The organism is Dietzia sp. WMMA184, from assembly GCF_002441635.1.
In the GTDB taxonomy this organism is placed as follows: domain Bacteria; phylum Actinomycetota; class Actinomycetes; order Mycobacteriales; family Mycobacteriaceae; genus Dietzia; species Dietzia kunjamensis.
Genome location: NZ_NXEI01000001.1, coordinates 3,736,867 through 3,753,450 on the forward strand (window position 1 = coordinate 3,736,867; position 16,584 = coordinate 3,753,450).

Annotated in this window: 17 protein-coding genes; 9 read left to right on the plus strand and 8 right to left on the minus strand. The window is 71.5% G+C overall.

Features of this window, described 5'->3' with window-relative positions; translation table 11 throughout:
- Positions 1-53 precede the first annotated feature (53 nt).
- From CK206_RS17325 to CK206_RS17350, 6 genes are all read right to left on the minus strand, one after another.
- Complete coding sequence (locus tag CK206_RS17325; RefSeq protein WP_096907140.1) at positions 54-737, minus strand: DUF305 domain-containing protein; 684 nt, start codon at positions 735-737, stop codon at positions 54-56.
- A gap of 35 nt (positions 738-772) precedes the next feature.
- The gene (locus CK206_RS17330; RefSeq protein WP_096907141.1) at positions 773-1,213 is read right to left on the minus strand and encodes a hypothetical protein; all 441 of its coding nucleotides are present in this window, start codon (positions 1,211-1,213) and stop codon (positions 773-775) included.
- Positions 1,210-1,908: a hypothetical protein gene (locus tag CK206_RS17335; RefSeq protein ID WP_096907142.1), complete on the minus strand. Its 699-nt coding sequence runs from the start codon at positions 1,906-1,908 to the stop codon at positions 1,210-1,212. The genes CK206_RS17330 and CK206_RS17335 overlap by 4 nt, the downstream gene beginning before the upstream one ends.
- A 71-nt stretch (positions 1,909-1,979) precedes the next feature.
- Positions 1,980-3,974 carry a cation-translocating P-type ATPase gene (locus CK206_RS17340; RefSeq protein ID WP_096907536.1) on the minus strand — a complete coding sequence of 665 codons (1,995 nt, stop codon included), beginning with the start codon at positions 3,972-3,974 and terminating at the stop codon, positions 1,980-1,982.
- Complete coding sequence (locus tag CK206_RS17345; RefSeq protein ID WP_096907143.1) at positions 3,971-4,312, minus strand: helix-turn-helix transcriptional regulator; 342 nt, start codon at positions 4,310-4,312, stop codon at positions 3,971-3,973. Before CK206_RS17345 ends, CK206_RS17340 begins: the two co-directional genes overlap by 4 nt.
- 215 nt (positions 4,313-4,527) lie before the next feature.
- On the minus strand, positions 4,528-5,757 hold the full coding sequence (locus CK206_RS17350) for an oxygenase MpaB family protein (RefSeq protein WP_096907144.1): 1,230 nt from the start codon (positions 5,755-5,757) through the stop codon (positions 4,528-4,530).
- 45 nt (positions 5,758-5,802) lie between these two features.
- Between CK206_RS17350 and CK206_RS17355 the strand changes: the two genes are divergently transcribed.
- The 4 genes from CK206_RS17355 (at position 5,803) to CK206_RS17370 (ending at position 11,176) form a co-directional block, all read left to right on the plus strand.
- Positions 5,803-6,396 carry a TetR/AcrR family transcriptional regulator gene (locus CK206_RS17355; RefSeq protein ID WP_241261671.1) on the plus strand — a complete coding sequence of 198 codons (594 nt, stop codon included), beginning with the start codon at positions 5,803-5,805 and terminating at the stop codon, positions 6,394-6,396.
- 122 nt (positions 6,397-6,518) lie between these two features.
- A complete protein-coding gene (locus tag CK206_RS17360) occupies positions 6,519-7,268 on the plus strand; it encodes a lytic transglycosylase domain-containing protein (RefSeq protein ID WP_096907146.1) in 750 nt (249 codons plus the stop codon).
- A gap of 204 nt (positions 7,269-7,472) precedes the next feature.
- Positions 7,473-9,314, plus strand: coding sequence for an ABC transporter ATP-binding protein (locus CK206_RS17365; protein WP_096907147.1), 1,842 nt, complete (start codon positions 7,473-7,475; stop codon positions 9,312-9,314).
- Positions 9,311-11,176 (plus strand): ABC transporter ATP-binding protein, encoded by a 1,866-nt coding sequence (locus tag CK206_RS17370; RefSeq protein ID WP_254050641.1) that lies wholly within the window; start codon positions 9,311-9,313, stop codon positions 11,174-11,176. Before CK206_RS17365 ends, CK206_RS17370 begins: the two co-directional genes overlap by 4 nt.
- An 86-nt stretch (positions 11,177-11,262) precedes the next feature.
- On the opposite strand, the gene CK206_RS17375 is transcribed toward CK206_RS17370, so the two are convergent.
- Positions 11,263-11,964: a hypothetical protein gene (locus tag CK206_RS17375; RefSeq protein ID WP_143337766.1), complete on the minus strand. Its 702-nt coding sequence runs from the start codon at positions 11,962-11,964 to the stop codon at positions 11,263-11,265.
- Between the two features lie 57 nt (positions 11,965-12,021).
- Here CK206_RS17375 and CK206_RS17380 point away from each other — a divergent pair, with 57 nt between their 5' ends.
- From CK206_RS17380 to CK206_RS17390, 3 genes are all read left to right on the plus strand, one after another.
- Complete coding sequence (locus CK206_RS17380) at positions 12,022-13,275, plus strand: alpha/beta fold hydrolase (RefSeq protein ID WP_096907149.1); 1,254 nt, start codon at positions 12,022-12,024, stop codon at positions 13,273-13,275.
- Positions 13,276-13,309: 34 nt separating this feature from the next.
- The gene (locus CK206_RS17385; RefSeq protein WP_096907150.1) at positions 13,310-13,825 is read left to right on the plus strand and encodes a hypothetical protein; all 516 of its coding nucleotides are present in this window, start codon (positions 13,310-13,312) and stop codon (positions 13,823-13,825) included.
- Positions 13,826-14,088: 263 nt separating this feature from the next.
- Positions 14,089-15,693, plus strand: a complete 1,605-nt coding sequence (locus tag CK206_RS17390; protein ID WP_096907151.1) for an ABC transporter substrate-binding protein — start codon at positions 14,089-14,091, stop codon at positions 15,691-15,693.
- A 43-nt stretch (positions 15,694-15,736) separates the two neighbouring features.
- Here CK206_RS17390 and CK206_RS20625 read toward each other — a convergent pair whose 3' ends face one another.
- A complete protein-coding gene (locus CK206_RS20625; protein ID WP_256385636.1) occupies positions 15,737-15,865 on the minus strand; it encodes a hypothetical protein in 129 nt (42 codons plus the stop codon).
- A gap of 131 nt (positions 15,866-15,996) precedes the next feature.
- On the opposite strand from CK206_RS20625, the gene CK206_RS17395 reads away from it, so the two are divergent.
- Positions 15,997-16,185 carry a hypothetical protein gene (locus tag CK206_RS17395; protein ID WP_096907152.1) on the plus strand — a complete coding sequence of 63 codons (189 nt, stop codon included), beginning with the start codon at positions 15,997-15,999 and terminating at the stop codon, positions 16,183-16,185.
- The gene (locus tag CK206_RS20630) at positions 16,182-16,583 is read left to right on the plus strand and encodes a helix-turn-helix domain-containing protein (protein ID WP_007633541.1); all 402 of its coding nucleotides are present in this window, start codon (positions 16,182-16,184) and stop codon (positions 16,581-16,583) included. Before CK206_RS17395 ends, CK206_RS20630 begins: the two co-directional genes overlap by 4 nt.
- Position 16,584: the final 1 nt, after the last annotated feature.

Here is a 16,584-nt window from a genome sequence, read left to right on the forward strand (position 1 = left end):
GTATCACGCTGCCGGGTGCCGCGTGGCCTGTCAGGCCTCACAATGCGCAGGCCTCACATCGCGGCGAGCATCTCACGCATGCGCGCGATCTCCTGCTGCTGGGTGTCGATGATCGACCGGGCCAGGTCGACGGTCGGCTGATAGGTACCGTCCGATACCTCCCCCTGTGCCATGTCGATGGCGCCCTCGTGGTGGGCGATCATCTGCTCCAGGTACAACCGCGCGGCGTCGGTGCCCTCGGCGTCGAACAACTGCTGGAGCTCGTCGGCGGAGAGCATGCCGTCCATCATCGACATGTCGTTGCCCATCACGGGCATGCCGCCGCCCCCGTGACCCCGGTGGTCGTCGCGCGGTCCGGGCGGCTGGCCCCATTGATCGAGCCACGCTTCCATCTGATCGATCTCGGGGTTCTGTCCGGCCTTGATCTCCTCGGCGAGGGCGGTAACGTCGGCGGGCACGTCGGGCTTGGCGAGCATGATGTCGCTCATCTCGATCGCCTGCTCGTGGTGCGGGATCATCATCCGCACGAACATCACGTCGGCGGCCGAGCGCTCACCCTCATCGGCGGGAGCGTCGGCGCCGGGTTCGGGCGGAGCGTTCGTGCCGGACTCCGCGCTGGCGTCGGCGGCGGTGCCGGCCGGGGCGGTTGCGGTGTCGTCTCCGCCCCCGGCGCAGGCGGTCAGGGCCAGCGCGGACGCGGCCACCGCGGCGGAGACCAGGAGCTTCGTGCGGGTCATGGCGGGTGTCCTCTCCTCGGGGATCGGTACCGTGCTCAGCCCAGGGTATGCAGAACCGCGAGTCCGAGCGCCCCGCACGCGGCGGCGACGAGCAGGGAGGCGAGCGTGCCGATGATGAACCGCTCGCTCACCGCCGGGTTCTCGCGGATCTCGGGGTAGCGGCCGAGGGCCTTGATGGCCACGACCACCGCGGCGAGTTCGAAGCGTCCGGCGAGGATGGCGGCGGTGAGGCCGACGCGTTCGAGGATGCCGATCCACATCCCGCCGCGCAGGACCTCGCGGACCGCGGGGGCGGGGTCGTCGCGTCGGCGCATCACCGGGGTCCGCGCGTCGCCGCTGACCTCGACGGTCGGGGGTTCTGGCACCCGCGCCGAGCGCAGGACGAGCGACGCGATGGGCGAGCCGAGTGCGACGGAGGCGATCAGGCTCAGCGCCACGACGATCGCGACGAGGATCCAGTCGGGCCAGCTGCTCATCGGTCGGCCTTCCCACGCCCGCCGTCCGCGGCCTTCCCGCGCTGGCCGCTCGCCGGGCTGCCGGACTCGCCCACGGCCGCGTCGTGCGCGCCGGCGAGCAGCCGGTCGAGCACCGGGTACGCGGCGCGCTCTTCGCGGATCTCCGACAGCCGCAGCGCCCCGGTGACCGAGGCGGGCGTGATGCCCAGCTCCTCGGCGGCCGCCACCTGAGTGGGGGAGCGATCGACGGCGTCCACCACCCGCCACTGCGGCTCGGTGCGTCCGAGCACGAGTGGCGCGACCAGTGCCCACACCGCCTCGCAGTCGGCGGCCCACGCCGTCGCCGAGCCGCGGTCGTCCCGCGATCCGGGGTCGCCCGGCACCCGTATGGCCACCGAGCCGGGGAGGCCCTTCGCGGCGTCGACGGCGTCGCGGGCGGCGAGGTAGGCGTCCCCACGTCCGGCTCTGGTCCCGGAGGAGTAGGACTCGTCGTCGACGTCTCCCGCCCCGACACCGCAGTGCCAGTCACCTTCGCGCAGGGCGACGAGCAGCGCCGACCGCACCGCGGCAGGGTCGTCGAGCAGGCCCTGGACCTCGTCTCCGGCCGTGCGCTCGAACGCGGCCGCGGTCGGGATGTCCGCCAGTGCGTCGATCAGGGCGGGTACCCGGTCGGCGCTGCTGCGGCTGCGGCGTTGGTCGATGGTCACCACGTACATGAGGCGATCGTGCCACACACCGCCGACATAAGGTGAAAACACCTAAAACCGGCAAATTAGCCGTTATCGGCTCATTTGACGATCTGAGGCGTTCGGGCCTCACGCACGGGCGCCGTCGCCGCAGGTGTCGACGGCGTCCGCGCCGCCCGCAGCCCGTTGAGGATCACGATGACCTCGGCGATCTCGTGGACGAGGACCACCGCGGCGAGCCCGAGAACCCCGGTGATCGCCAGCGGGACCAGGGTCGTGATGAGGATCAGTGAGAGGACGATGTTCTGGTTGATGATCCGGCTGCCCCGGCGGGCATGCGCGAGGGCCCGGGGGAGGAGCCGCAGGTCGGTGCCGGTGAAGGCCACGTCCGCGGACTCGATGGCGGCGTCGGATCCGGTCGCGCCCATCGCGATTCCGACGTCCGCGGTGGCCAGTGCCGGGGCGTCATTGATGCCGTCGCCGATCATCGCCGTGCGCCGGGTGCGGGCGAGCTCGGCGATCGCGTCGGCCTTGTCGCCGGGCGAGAGGTCGGCGCGGATGTCACCGATGCCGGCCTGCGCGCCGAGCGCGGCCGCCGTGCGCGGGTTGTCGCCGGTCAGCATGCTCACGCCGATGTGGTGGTCGGTCAGGGTGGCGACGACGACGAGGACCTCCGGCCGCAGTTCGTCGCGGATGCCGATGGCGCCGATCGGGCGGCCGTCGCGGTGGACCACCACCACGGTCATGCCCTCGTGCTCCAGGGCCGTGATCTGCCCGGTGAGCTGTCCGGCGGCGAGCCGGCGTGGTGAGCCCACGGTGACGAGGTGTCCGTCGACGGTGCCGCAGATCCCGTGCCCGGCGGCCTCCTCGACGTGCTCGGCGTCTGTGGTTCCCGGCCCGGAGACCCGCTGGCCTGCCGGGTCCTGCCGGGCGGCTCCGGCGAGGGCGGCGGAGGTGATGGCGGCCGCCAGCGGGTGGGTGCTGTGGCGCTCGACGGCCGCGGCCAGGGAGAGCACCTCGGACTCGCTGGTGCCCGGGGTGGTGAGGACTCGGACGACCGACGGTTCGTTGCGGGTGAGGGTCCCGGTCTTGTCCACCGCGAGGTGACGGATGGTGCCGAGCCGTTCGAACGCCGCCCCGGACTTCACGATGACACCGAACCGGCTGGCCGCGCCGATCGCGGAAACCACGGTGACGGGCACCGAGATCGCCAGGGCGCAGGGCGAGGCGGCGACCAGGACGATCAGCGCGCGGGTGATCCACAGCTCCGGGTCGCCGAGCAGCGAGCCGATGCCCGCGACGAGCAGGGCCAGCACGAGCACCCCGGGGATCAGCGGTCGGGCGATCCGGTCGGCCAGGCGGGACCGGTCGCCCTTCTCGGTCTGGGCGCGCTCGACGAGGTCGACGATCGTGGTGAGTGTGTTGTCGGTGCCCGGGGCGGTGGCGGTGAGGTCGAGGAGGCCGGAGGTGTTGATCGACCCGGCGAGGACGCGGTCGCCGGGCGCCACCTCGACGGGCATCGACTCGCCCGTGACCGCGGAGGTGTCGACGCTGCTGCGGCCGTGGGCCACGATCCCGTCGGTGGCGACGCGCTCGCCCGGCGCCACGACGAGCGTCTCTCCGACCCGGAGTTCGGCGGTCGGGATCTCGGTGGTGTCGGCGCCCCGGCGGACGGTGGCGGTGTCCGGGACCAGGCGTAGGAGAGAACGCAGGCCGGAGCGGGCGCGGTCCATCGCCTTGTCCTCGAGCGCCTCGGCGATGGAGTAGAGGAAGGCCAGGGCGGCGGCCTCCTCGACGTAGCCGAGGATCACGGCGCCCACGGCGCTGATGGTCATGAGCAGCCCGATGCCGAGCCGGCCGCTGGTGAGCAACCCGCGGATCGCGCCCGGTGCGAACGTCGAGCCGCCGAGGATGAGGCCGATCCAAAACAGGGTCTGGCCGGCCGGTCCGGCGCCCGACCATTCCGCGGCCAGGCCCGAGACGAACGCGACGCCGGACGCGGCCGGGATGAGGATCGCCGGGTCCCGCCACCACGGCCGGTCCTGCTCCTCGGGCTCGTCGGGCGAGGTCGCCTCGCACCCGCACGCGGACGTCATGATGCCGCGCAGGTGGGGCAGTCGGAGACCGCGCACTCGGCGTCGCGGTCCACGGCGAGCGTGACGTCGAGCAGCGCGGTGAGTGCGGCCTCGAGGTGTGGGTCGGCGATCTCGTAGCGCATCTGCCGACCCTCGGCCGCGGCCACGACGATCCCGCAGTCCCGCAGGCACCCGAGGTGGTTGGAGACGTTGGGCCGGGTCAGTTCGAGTTCGCGGGCGAGGTCGGCCGGGTACCGGGGCCCCTCGAGCAGGCACAGCAGGATCCGGGACCGGGTGGGGTCGGCCATCGCCCGGCCGAGCCGATGCATCATGTCGAGGCGGGTGGCACGTGTCAGCATGCGCTGAACTGTACAGCGCGCGCTGAACTGACGCTGAGCCACCAGGCGGCTGTCTGACCTCCTCGCCGCCATAGCCCGCCGACAAGAGGAATTCGTGCACCCGTCTCTCGGGCGATACGCGCGAAATCCTCTGCTCGGCAGGCAGGCAGGAAGGCAGGCAGGCGGGAGGGCAGGCGGGCGCGGGTCGGGGCGGGCCCCTCGGGGGGAGTCCGGCGTCAGGTGGTGGCGGGGCGGCCGATGTCGGGCCGGGAGTCGCCGAAGGTCTCCTTGCGCTCGCGGGCCCGGACCTTCTCGCCCCACGACTCGAGCCGGGCCCGGCCCCACGGCGTGCGGTAGCGCAGGGTGTTGAGCGGGACGAGGTAGGCGTGCGCCCACGGCGGGCGGACCGGCAGGCCGAACTCCCGCATCGATTCCGGGCCGAGGAGCACGGTGAGCATGCTCAAAAGCCGCTCATGACCCACCCGGGCGCGTAGGCGGGGCAGCGGCCCGCTGCGGTGGCGGCGTCGTTGGGACTCCACCAGTGCCTGCGTGAGCTTCGGCCCGGCCTCGGAGATGCCGGCCTGGGACAGCAGGATGTGGTAGTTGACGCGGTGGCGTTCGCGCTCACCCTCGACCAGGTAGTGGTCGGCCACGCCCATGAGCCAGCCGACGTAGCGCCACATGTGCATCACCGCGTCCGAGTCCCTGCGGCTCACAGGCACGCCGAGGGTGCGCACCCCGAGCAGGACCACGGCGTCGAACAGGCCGAGGGTCGAGGCCAGGTCGCTCTGGTTGATGGGCAGGCCCCAGCGCTGGCTGTCCCAGCGCGGCTCCATGGCGTTGTTGACCACCGCGTGCATGGCCCGCACGTGGCCGGTCAGTCGCCACGCCTCACCGCCCGGCCGCAGCCCGTCCGGGATGGACAGCGACATGGTCCAGTGGCTGGTCTCGGCCAGGCGGCGCAGCGTGGTCTCGCCGGTCAGGCCGCCGGTCGCCACCAGCAGGTCGGTGGGTCCGCCGAACCGGTAGCCGCCGATGAGGGACAGCTGTAGCAGGATGTCGGCGGCGTTCTGGCCGAAGCGCAGATAGGCCTTCTGTCCTCGTTCGACCTTGTCCCAGTCGACCCAGTCCGGGGTGCCCTCGAGGTGCGCGATGTAGTCCCGCAGGATCTGAGGCGCGTCGTCGGGCAGGCCGGCCGAGCCGGAGTGCAGCGCCTCATCGAGCTGGCGGCGGGTCACCGCGCCGGGCTCGCCGGACCGCAGCCGCATGGCGCGGGCGAGCTGATCGCCTAGATCGTCGCGTTCGAAGTAGTCGCGGCCGATCCGGTCCATGAGCTTCTCATCGAGGTGGCCCACGCCGGCGATGGGCTTGAGGGCGCGTCCGAGGCGACGGCCACGCTCCTCACCCTCGCGGAAGCGCTGGGGGTACGGCATCACGGATGCTGTCTTTTCGGACGTAGCAGTCATGCCATGACTATGACGCGAGTTTTTACTCGCATACAATTCGCGTTTATGAGAAGGGTGCCCAAGCAGGCCAGATCCCGCGCGATGGTGGAGCGAATCGTGGAGGCTGCTCGCGTTGTGCTCGTGCGCGACGGCTACGAGTCGTTCACCACCAACCGCGTCGCCGACGAGGCGGAGGTCAGCCCCGGCTCGCTGTACCAGTACTTCCCGGACAAGTCCGCGCTGGTCGCGGTGGTCATGGACCGGTGGTCGGCCGAGATCTCCGACCGGGTCGCGGCATCGCTCTCGGCCACGGGCCCGGTCGACGTGAAGAGCCCGGCGACGGCCCGGTCGATCGCCGACGCCCTGCTCACCGCGCTCGAGGCCGACGCCGGACTGCTGCGCATCATGTGGGAGGAACTGCCCGCGGTACGACACCGGGCGGCGCAGCACGCCCTCGAGCAGCGGGTCCGCGAACTCCTGGCGGTCTACCTCGCGGCCGCCGGCGCCACGAGCGGGGACCCGGCGGCCCGGGCGTGGGTGATCGTCATGGCGGTGGAGAACATCGCCGTGCGGTGGGTGCTGGACCGTCCCGCCATCAGCCGGGACGCGCTGCTCGACGAGCTCACCGCGCTGGCCGGGGGATTCGGTGGGCGCGGCTGACACGGTCGCCCGCCGCTTACCTCGGCGCCCGCGGCTGCCCGGACGCGCGCGGCGCCGGCCCGCCGGGAATCGGGGGATACCCCGACGCGCTGCCGGGCCCCGCTCGGGCAGACTTGAGCGCGATGCCCACCCTGACCCCCCGCGCCACCGCGAGTCTCGCGGGCCTGGTCGCCGTTGCCGTGTTGTCGTCGTCGTGTTCCTACGGGCCCACCCGCGAGGCGCCGACCCCCATCCCCCCGGGCATCCCGCCCGCCGCCGGGGCCCCGGTGCCGAGCGTCGACATCAACGCGCCCGGCCGCACCTCCGACCAGCTGCGCGAGTGGGCGGCGGGCCTCAACGAGCCGATGAACATCCCCGTCGCCGCACTCGCTGCCTACGGCAACGCCGCCGAGACCATGCGGCAGACCCGTCCCGAGTGCAACCTCGCCTGGACGACGCTCGCCGGGATCGGGCACGTGGAGACGCGGCACGGCCGGTACCGCGGGGCGTCATTGAGTGACGACGGCTACGCGCTCCCGCCGATCATCGGCATCAAACTCGACGGCTCGCCCGGCTTCGCCGACATCCCCGACACCGACGGCGGCGAGCTGGACGGTGACACCGAGAACGACCGGGCCGTCGGGCCGATGCAGTTCATCCCCGAATCGTGGCGCAAGTACGGCGTCGACGCCAACGGAGACGGGCGCGCCGATCCGAACCAGATCGACGACGCCGCCGTGTCCGCCGCGCGCCTGCTGTGCACGAACGGGGGAGACCTCTCTCAGGCCGAGAACTGGCAGCGGGCCGTGCTGTCCTATAACGCGTCGCGCGAATACGTCATGGACGTGCGCGACGCGGCGGCCGCCTACTCGGTGGGGACGACCGCGCCGTAGGCGGGCTACGTAGGCGGGCGTCGTAGGGGGACGCCACGCTGAATGCTGCCTCACCCATTGGGATGCGCTTGACCTACGGGGCCCCGCAGGTGAGGCGCAATCCGACAGGTGAGGTGTGGGCGCCGCTGCGCGGGCCCCGCGAACTACGCTGCTGAGTCGGCCGAGTTTGCAGGCGAGATCACCAACGGCGGGAGTCCCACACCCATGTCAGCACCGACGTCGACGCGCCGGCAGCCCGCGGGCGCCCCGACCACGGCGGATGCGCCGACCACCGCCAACGGGCTCCTGCTCCGCGCGGTCCGGCGCCGCCGGCACCTGGTGGTCCCCGGCCTGGTGCTCATGACCCTGTGGCAGCTGTGTGAGGCGCTGGTGCCCATCGCGATCGGCGTGATCGTCGACGTCGCGATCATCCCGCTCGACCGGTGGGCCCTGCTGTGGTCGGTCGTCGGGCTCATCGCGCTGTTCACCGTGCTCAGCCTCGGCTACCGGTTCGGCGCCCGGATGAGCAATCGGGCCCTGCAGGAGGAGGCGCACGACCTGCGGGTCGAGGTGACGCGGGTCCCGTTGACCCGGCGGCGCGCGATGGACGGTGCGAGCTCCGGTGACGTGCTCTCGGTGTGCTCGGCCGACGCCGACGTCGCCGCGCTGGTATTCCGGCAGATCGCGCTCGGCGGGTCCGCGGTGATCAGCATCGTGGGGATCTCGGTCTACCTGTTGTGGACCGACTGGCTGGTCGGGCTCATCGTGCTCATCGGCGTCCCGCTCAGCCTCGTGCTGGTCGCCCTGCCCAGCCGCACCATCTCCCGGCACAGCACCGCCCAGCAGGCCGCGATCGGGCGGGCGAGCAGCCGCGCGACCGACATCATGGCGGGCCTGCGCGTGCTCAAGGCCGGCGGCGGGGAGCGCTGGGCCGCTGAGCAGTACCGCACGGCGTCCGAGGAGGCGGCCGCGGCGGGGATCGTCACCGCCGAGCGGACGGGGCGGGTCCAGGGGATCGGCTCGCTCGGGATGGCCGTGGTCCTGGCGCTGGTGCTGCTGGCCGCCGGCTACCGCGTCCTGGCCGGCGAGATGGAGATCGGCACGCTCGTCTCCGTGGTGGGCGTGGCCGTCTTCTTCGAGGAGCCGGTCCGGATGATCACCCAGATGGTGTCGATCTCCGCCCGGTCCCACGGCGCGGCGCAGCGGCTCGTCGACCTGCTGGGGTCGGCGCCGGTCGACGACTCCGGCGACGAGGTCCCCGCGGGGGCGCGGTTGGAGGTACGCGGGCTGGCGCTGCCCGATGGTCGCTCCCTCGACCTGGAGGTCGCCGAGGGGGCGGTCGTCGCGCTCGTGGCCGATCAGCCCGCCGCCGCGAACGCCATCACCCTGGCGATCGCCGGGCACGGCGACGGGGCCGACGCCGTCCTGGTGGGCGGGCACCGACGCAGTCACCTGGCACCCGCCATCGCCGAGCATCTCGTCGCCGCGCCGCACCGAGTGGACCTGTTCGTCGGCACCATCCGTTCCAACATCGCGATGAAGCACGTCGGCGCGGGGGACGACGACGAGCTCGGTGGCCCGGGGGGCGGCGGTTCGGGACATGGCGGCCCGGGGGACGACGACGAGCACGGTGACCCCGCCGCCGGTGGCGTGGCCGCCACCCCGATCTCGCATGAGGTCCTGCGGGCCTCGGCGGTCGCGGAGATCATCGAGCACCTGCCCGACGGGCTCGACTACGCGGTGCAGGAAGGCGGCCGGAACCTCTCCGGCGGTCAGCGGCAGCGGATCGCGCTCGCCCGCGCCCTTCACGCGGACCCGGACGTGCTGGTGCTCCACGAACCGACCAGTGCGGTCGACGCCGTCACCGAGTGGGAGATCGCCCAGGCCGTCCGCCGACTGCGGACGAGTCGGCCGCGGCAGGCCACGCTGATCGTCACGTCGTCGCCGCCGTTCCTCGCGACCGCCGATCGGGTGGTCCACCTGCCCCGCAGCGGCGAGGCGCGCACGGGCACCCACCTGGAACTGCGCGAGGCATCAGCCTCCTACCGGACGGCGGTCGACCGATGAGCACCACCGAGACGGGGACGACCCGCGGGATGACGAACACCGCCACCGCCACCGCCACCGCCACCGCCACCGCCACCGCCGGCACCGCCGCGGACGGCCCGGACGCGGCGGGCTCGTCAGGCGCGCTGCCGCTGGCGACGGGCCGCGAGTCCCTCGCCGTCCTGTGGCCGCTGCTCCGGCAGCGGCGCGGATACCTGGCGCTGGTGTGCCTGGCCGGGCTGATCGGGTCCGTGGCTGGCCTCGTCGCACCGTGGGTGATCGGCCGGCTCGTCGACGACCTGCCCGGCAGCGAGGACTACACAGCGGTGTGGATCGGCGCGGGCGCCATCGCCGTGGCCGGCATCGTGGGCGCCGGCTGCACCTGGGCCGGGCAGGCGTGGCTCGCCCGGCTCACCGAACCGACCGTCGCCCGCCTGCGCGAGATGGTGATGGACTGCTCCCTGCGCCTCGGCGCCGCTCAGATGGAGACGACCGAGACCGGCGACCTCGTCTCCCGCGTCGCCGAGGACGCCCGCGAGATCAGCCAGGCCGCCACTGCCGTCATCCCGCTGGTCGTGCAGTCGGCGTTCACGGTGATCGTGTCCGGGGTCGGGCTCGCGACGGTCGACTGGCGGCTCGGGCTGGTGGGGCTGCTCGCGCTGCCGATGTACTGGACGACCCTGCGCTGGTACCTGCCCCGGTCCGGCCCCATCTATGCCGCCGAGCGCGCCGCCTTCGGCACCCGGGCCAGCCGTCTCCTCGGGGGCATCTCCGGGTCCCGCACCCTGCACGCCTACGACGCCCAGGACTCCGAGCTGGAGCGGATCACCGCCGCCTCCGCCCGCGCCCGCGACCTGTCCATCGAGGTGTTCCACTTCGTCACCCGAGCCTTCAGCCGCAACAACCGCGCCGAGGTCACCGTCCTCGGGCTGCTGCTGGTCGTGGGGTTCTTCCTCGTGGACTCCGGCGCCATCACCGCCGGCGCCGTGACCACGGCCGCGTTGCTGTTCCATCGGCTGTTCAACCCGATCGGTGCGCTGGTCGGCATGGTCGATCAGGTCCAGTCCGCCGGTGCCTCGCTGGTGCGGATGGTCGGGGTCATCACCATGCCCGTGCCCGAGAGCACCGCTACGCTGCACTCCACCGCCGCCGGGCCCGGCCCGCTCGAGCTCACCGGCATCACCCATACCTATGGCGAGGGCGCTCCGGCGCTCATCGACGTGGACCTCACGGTCGCGCCGGGCGAGGTGGTCGCGGTGGTCGGGTCCACGGGCGCCGGCAAGAGCACCCTGGCGCTGGTCGCCGCCGGCTCGGTGGTGCCGACGCGGGGGAGTGCGCGACTGGGCGGGGTCCGGCTGACCGACGTCGACCCGGTAGCGCTGAGGCAGCACGTCACGATGGTCTCGCAGGAGGTGCACACCTTCGCCGCCACCGTGGCCGAGAACGTCCGCGCGCCCCGGCCTGAGGCCGGTCTCGCCGAGGTGCGCGCCGCACTCCGGACCGTCGGCGCGGACTGGGTCGACGACCTGCCCGACGGCGTCGACACTCTCATCGGTGAGGGTGGACATGCGCTCGATCCCATGCAGAGCCAGAAGATCGCCCTGGCCCGCGTCGAGTTGGCCGGCCCGGACGTGGTGATCCTCGATGAGGCCACCGCCGAGGCCGGGTCCGCCGGAGCCCGTCGCCTCGACGCGGCTGCCGCTGCGGTGCTCCGCGACCGGGCGGGTCTGGTGGTGGCGCACCGGCTGAGCCAGGCCGCGGCCGCCGACCGCATCCTGGTGATGGACCACGGCCGGATCGTCGAATCCGGCACGCACGACGAGCTGCTCCGGGCGGACGGGCGGTACGCCGAGCTCAGCCGGGCGTGGTTCGGGGGCGCGTGACGTAGGCGTGCGTCGGTGGCGTCAGCGACAACGACGACAACAACAGCGACGACGACGAGGGCGATCGTTCGAACCGGTCGGCGTCCTCAGAGCCCGCGGCACAGCGCGAGGAGCCGCCGGGCGGTGAGGACGGCGAACACCGACCAGGGCAGCAGCGAGGCGAGGGCAAAGGCGAGTCCGATCGTCCCGACGTTCGACGGCACCGCCATGAGGACCGCGGCCGCGAGACCCCACACCGCGGTGGCGCGACTGAACACGGTGCTGCGGTAGATGAGGATGCCGAAGATGAGCAGGGCGGCGAAGTTGAGGACGTAGTAGACGTCGAAGGCGGTGCCCGTCCACGTGGCGAGCATGCCCTCCCCGGTCGCCAGCAGCGCAGCCCCCTCAGCGGGGCCGGCCTCCGCGTAGGCGCGGGCCAAGTGGAGCATCTCGATCGGGCGGGGAGAGGACATGTAGGCCGCCATTCCGATCCCGCCCAGCCCCAGCGCGATCACGACCGCGGACCGGCTGACCCGCCACAGCACGACCGCCAGAGCGGCGTAGAGCAGGAGGGTCAGCAGGTTGCTCACCGGGTAAAGCAGGTCCAGCATGAGCAGCCCCGCGACGGGATTGTCGGCGAGCACGAGGAAGAAGCCCTCGACGGTGTCCGGGAAAGGCCAGAGGAGGTAGACGATGATCTGCACCGCGATGAGCGCCACGCTGGCCAACGCCGCCCACGCACCGGTCCGGACGAGACCACGCCAGCTCCGGACGTCCGCGCGGACTGCGGCATCGTCGATCGGCGTCATCGCGGACATCCACTCTGTCGGACTCGTATTGTGTGAAGTGTAGGCGGAGGAGTCATCGTGACCAGTCGCACGCGGGAACCGAAAGGCCGGGCCCACGCCTGGGTTACCGCGGCCGCCGTGGTCGTCGCCGTCGTCGTCTTCCTCCCCGTCCTCCTGTTGCCCCTCACCACCTCGGTCCCGATCTGGGCGTGGCTTCCACTGCTCGTGGTCGGCGTGGCCGCGCTGATCTGGCTCGTCATCGGGCGCCGGCGGCGATGGGTCAGGCCGGCCGCGGTGGCAGTGGTGGCCCTTGCCGCGATCGGGGCGGTCGTCGCCTCGCAGACGCTGGCGGTGACGCCGCCGATCACCGGGCCGGACGGCGAGCGGGTGCCCGGCAGTATCGCGTCGATGGAGCAGGTGGACCTGGGCGGCAGCGAGCAGTGGATCACCATCCGCGGCCATGACGAGTCCAATCCGGTCCTGCTCAACCTCGGGATGGGCGGGCCCGGGGGCGGGGGGTTCTTCAATTCGAGCGAGTTCCGGCCGCTGGAGGAGCACTTCACGGTGGTGAACTGGGACGAGCCGGGCACCGGCAAGTCCTATGGCGCCGTGCCGTTCGACGAACTCGACCGGGAGCGGTTCGTGGACGACGCCACCGCCCTCACCAATCATCTCCGCGAGCGATTCGGGCAGGACAAGATCTACATCTACGGGGTGTCGTGGTCGAGCATCATCGGCATCTGGCTGGTGCAGGAGCATCCCGAGCTCTTCCACGCCTTCATCAGCAGCGGTCAGATGGTCAACACAGGCGAGAACGACCGGATGGGCTACGAGCTGGCGTTGGCGCACCTGGAGGAACAGGGGGAGACCGGGCGCGCGGAGAAGCTCCGCGAGAACGGGCCGCCGCCGTACCGCGGCGACGCTGTGGTGTGGCCGTACGTGGACTTTCTCGATGTGCTCAACGAGATCATGGGGGTTCCCCGCTACACGGTGGTCGTGCCGCTGCTCGGGTTCCTCGTGCCCGAGTACGGCTACGTCGACACGATCAATCACACCCGCGGCTTGATCGACTCGTTCAACGCCGTCTATCCGCAACTGGAGGACCTGGACTTCGTCGAACAGGCCCCGTCGCTGGAGGTGCCGGTGTTCTTCTTCGTCGGCCGCGACGACGTCAATGCGATGCCGAGCCTGGTGGAGGAGTATGTCGACGTGCTCGAGGCGCCGGAGAAGGAACTGATCTGGCTCGAGGGTGGGCACGGTCTGGGCAGCGCCGAGAACAAGGACCTGTTCGTCGACGTGATGCTCGCTCAGGTGCGGCCGCTGTCGCGGTGAGACCTGCAACGAATCGAGAGAAAGGAGCGCCTCGGTGAGAACCAGACGCCCATGGGCCACGTATTCACTCACCGCCGGGATCGCGTTCTGGACCGTCATGGCGTTCGGGGGCAGCGTCGGCCTGGCGTCCTCGCCCGACGGGTCGGCGATGGGCTTCGACACCGCGTGGTTGCAGGACACGCCCTTCAGCGACTACCTCCTCCCGGGCGTGATCCTCGGACTCCTCGGCGTGGGCGGGGCCGCCGCCACCGGGCTTCTGGTCCGTGGGCTGCGCGCACCGGGGCGGCGGGGGAGGCGTCAGGGCGCACCCTCCGCCTGGCAGTGGTACTTCGCGCTGATCGTGGTGCTCGGGCAGTTCGGATGGATCGCGGGCGAGGTCGTCCTGATGTGGACCGTCGTGTCGACGCTGCCGTCTGACCAGAGAACGTTCTTCTACGGGTTCTGGTGGGTGTTCGGGGTGCTGAGCACGGCGAATCTACTCCTGGCGTTCGCGCCGTCGACGCGGCGGATCCTCGGGGCCGCCGGGGCCGCCGGGCCGTCGTTGCGCTGAGGTGAACGAGCACGCCGGGGACCGCTGACCGGCGGCCGCCCGTGGCCTGCCTCGGCCCGCCGGGTGCTTCAAGCGCTGCGCCCTATCACTCTGGCGGCTCTGCTCCCGGCGGTATCTCTCCCACCGGGAATGCCGGTCCGTGTGCCCCACGGGTTCGGTCATTCACGCCCGGTGTGTGTTGGACGTCACCTAGGTTCCTGAGAAAGTGACACGTGTCACTTGGTTGCACTTCGAGTGCCAATCGCAACCCCTCAGGAGACCCGATGAGACGCATCCCCACCGCTGCCGCCGCCATGGCGATCACTGCACTCTCTCTGTCCGCGTGCGGTACGAGCGAGGCCGACCCGGACGCCACGGGAGAGCAGGCCTCGCTGACCATGCCCGCCGACGAGTCCCGGTGCACGGAGGACAAGGCCGGGGGCACCATCACGATGGGCACCTACGTGATGCTGCCGTCGTTCTCGCCCGGACAAGGGCAGGTGGGCGTGCGGGGTGGCGCGGAGTCGGCGGCCGTCTACGACCGCCTCATGCGCTGGAACGCTCGGACCGAGACCTTCGAGCCCAAGCTCGCCGAGTCGCTCGAGAGCTCGGAGAACCACACCGTGTGGACGCTGACCCTGCGCGACGGCGTGACGTTCTCCAACGGTGACCCGCTCACCGCACAGGACGTGGCCTTCACGATGGACCTGCACAAGGATCCGGCCACGCGCTCGACCGCCATGACCGACGTGCAGCAGATCGAGCGGACCCGGGTGGTGGATCCGCTGACCATCGAGTTCACGCTCGCCGAGCCCTGGTCCACGTTCCCGGTGCTGCTCGCCGGTTCCGCGGGCGAGGTGATCCCCGAGAAGGCGTACGAGGCGGCGGGCCCGGAGAGGTGGGCGCGCGAGCCGGTGGGCGCCGGCGCGTTCACGGTGGCCGACTACGTCCCCAACCAGGAGATCGTGCTGAAGCCGAACCCGACCTACTACGGCGGCCCGGTGTGCCCGACGCTGCAGTTCATCCAGATCCCCGGTTCGCAGGCCACGTTCGAGGCGTTCCAGAACGGAGAGGTCGAGGTGGGCTTCCTTCGTGGGTCCAAGTTCGCCGACATGGCCCGCGAGGCCGACGCCCGGGGGTATGAGGAGATCACCAGCGCCGGCCGGCTGGTCTACATGAACAACGGGGCCGCGGGGTACGACGGGATCCTCACCGATCAGCGCGCCCGTCAGGCCGTGACGCACGCGATCGACAGGGAGCTGCTGCTCGGCCGGTTGGGCGACGACACCGCCCAGGCCACGTCGGCGCTGCTGGCCGACTCTTCGCGGTTCTATGCCGGGCAGGAGGGGCCCGCGCTGGACGCCGCCCGCGCCACCGAGCTGGTGGCGGAGGTGAAGCAGGACATGGGCTGGGACGGCTCGCTCACTCTGCTCGTGTCCGACGTGCCGGAGAACCGGGAGGCGGGGATCGTCCTCAAGGCGATGCTCGACGCGGTCGGCTTCGATGTGACGGTGGAGGTCGCCCCGGCCTCCACGGCGAGCGCCCGCCAGTTCACGGGCGACTACGAGATGGCGATCGGCGGCCTGGCGACCTCGGATGCCGACCCGGCGTCGACCCTGGCCAGCTCGCTGATTCCGGGCGGTGCCCTCAACGTTTCGGGCGTGGACGATCCCGCGTTCGCGGACGCCCTCTCTGCGCTCAAGGCCGCCCCGGACGTCGAGTCGCAGAAGCAGGCGTACGCCGAGCTGCAGGAGGTCCACAATGAGGTGGCGCCGTATGCGGTCTTCGGTAACGGCGTCGAGCTGGTGACGATCGACGAGTCGGTCAAGGGCATCAGTCCGACGATCTCGTCGACGATGCTCTTCGACGGTGCGTTCATCGAGGAGTAGCCAACCGTGCCGGGGCGGGGCCGGTCGACGCGACCGGCCCGCCCTAGCCGAGCTCGTCCGCCAATCGGACGGCGGGGATCCAGTCGATACCGAACACCCGGGCCACCTCGGAGAAGGTGGAGGCATCCGCATCGGTGCTGGTCGCCGAGGCGATGAGACGGGATAGCATCACCGTCCCCGCTCGCTCTTCGATCGTGCCGGCCGCCGCCAGAAGCGTTATGTGACTATTTTAGAACTGTTGGGTGCTTGCAGATCTGCGTACCCGGCAGGAGCGGTGCCCGCACAGTCGTAGCACCGGGCACGATGGCGACCATGTACCTCATCGGGACCGGGCCGAGTGAGTTGCACGCTCACATCGACCTCGACCGTCGCCTGCAAAACCTCGGATTCCTCGACGGGGCCGAGGCGTCCGTGGTGTCGGCCGCCCAGGAGGACGGGCACTGGTCGGTCGTAGCTGAGATCCGACCCGACACGGAGGGGGAGGGGCAATGACGCCAACTGAGGCGAGGTCACTGGGGCGGGCCATCCGCACCGTTCGTCTGGAAGCCGGGCTGACGCAGCTCAGGCTGGCGCTCGCCGTCGGCGTAAGCGGGAGCCACATGAGCATTTGTGAACGGGGCCAGGTCCCCGCCGCCCGAGGCCGTCCGGCTCACCCTCCGACAATGAACCGCGAGCAGTTCGCAGCCATCGCCGATGCTCTGGGTTGCACCGCTGCGTACATCGCCGACCGCGCAGCCCTGTCGGCCACCACTCGAGTGAGTCTCGGCCTTCAACCGCTCGGCCCCTCCCGCACTCTCGTTGCGGGGATCGCATACGACCTCACCGACGCCGAAGCAGACAGGGCCGCCGACTTCATCTCCGGTCTCATCGCCGCCCGCGACCTGCACTGAC